The 1,265-nt window shown below is 61.7% G+C and carries 1 protein-coding gene; it reads right to left on the reverse strand.

Translation table 11 applies throughout. The annotated features are described in order from the left end of the window. Window positions 1–28: 28 nt before the first annotated feature. Window positions 29–1,206, reverse strand: a protein-coding gene (locus GGD62_RS40515) for an IS3 family transposase (RefSeq protein ID WP_246800593.1) whose coding sequence is annotated in 2 segments (ribosomal slippage) — window positions 29–909 and window positions 909–1,206 — 1,179 coding nt in all. Because the reading frame shifts where the segments join, the coding sequence is not laid out codon by codon here. Window positions 1,207–1,265: the final 59 nt, after the last annotated feature.

Here is a 1,265-nt window from a genome sequence, read left to right on the forward strand (position 1 = left end):
TGATCTTCCCCCAAAAAAATGGACAGGGTTAAGCTGCTTCTAGCTCCATCTCGATCGGACTGAGATATCCAATGGCCGAGTGGCGACGCGTTCGATTGTAAAATCCCTCAATGTAAGCAAAGATATCACGGCTGGCTTGCGCACGTGTTGCATAATGCTGGTGATGGACGAGTTCGGTTTTGAGCGTATGGAAGAAGCTCTCCATCGGAGCGTTGTCATAGCAGTCGGCCCTGCGGCTCATCGAGGCGCGGAAGCCGGCGGACTGCATCATCTTGCGATACTCCGCCGAGGCGTATTGAACGCCACGATCTGAATGGTGGATCAAGCCAACGCCCGGCCGCTGTATGGTAATGGCCATCGCCAGGGCCGCCAATGGCAGTTCAGCGCGCAAATGATCCGCCATCGCCCAGCCGACGATCTTGCGGCTGTAGAGGTCCATGACCGTGGCCAGATAAAGCCAGCCCTGATCTGTCTCGATGTAAGTGATGTCGGCGAGCCAGACCCGGTTCGGTACGGCGGCGATGAAGTTGCGCTCGAGCAGGTTCGGGGCAATCGGGAAGTCGTGACGGCTGTCGGTAGTGCGCGGCCGTCGTGGTCGCGCCATGATGGCCCTGATGCCGTGGTGGCGCATCAGTCGCTCGATGCGACCGCGGCTCGCTCCGCGCCCCTGGGCCCTCAACTCGGCATAGACGCGCGGGCTGCCATAGCGGCCATTGGTGTCGCGGTGAACCCGCTTGATGTCGTCGACGAGCTCACGGTTGGCGGCGGCTCGCGGGCTCTCCGGGCGTGCCCGCCAGGCATAATAGCCAGCCGGCGAGACGCCGAGCGCGTCGCACATGATCCTCACCGGATAGTCGGCGCGGCGATCTTCGATGAAGCAGAATCTCATTTCTGAACTCCAGCAAAGATCGCAATGGACTTTTTTAAAATATCGCGCTCCATCCGGAGCCGTTCGTTCTCTCGCTGCAGACGGGCGATCTCCGCCGCGTGGTCCGCCGACGGCAGCGTCGCCTGCGTTGTGGGGCGCCGCGCCGCCGCCGTCGGCTCTCGCCCGGCCCCACGTTGCTCCACCCACCGCCGCAGCACTGAATCGCGCAGACCAAGTTCCTTGGCCACCGATCCGATCGAGCGGCCACTCGATGCAACCAGATCGACCGCTCGCCGCTTGTAGTCGTCCGTAAATGACCGACGTTGACGTCCTTCCATCCGACACCTCCTGGCTCTTCGAGCCTACTACAGGTGTCCATCAGTTCGGAGGAGGTTCA

Source organism: Bradyrhizobium sp. ERR14 (assembly GCF_014198235.1).
In the GTDB taxonomy this organism is placed as follows: domain Bacteria; phylum Pseudomonadota; class Alphaproteobacteria; order Rhizobiales; family Xanthobacteraceae; genus Bradyrhizobium.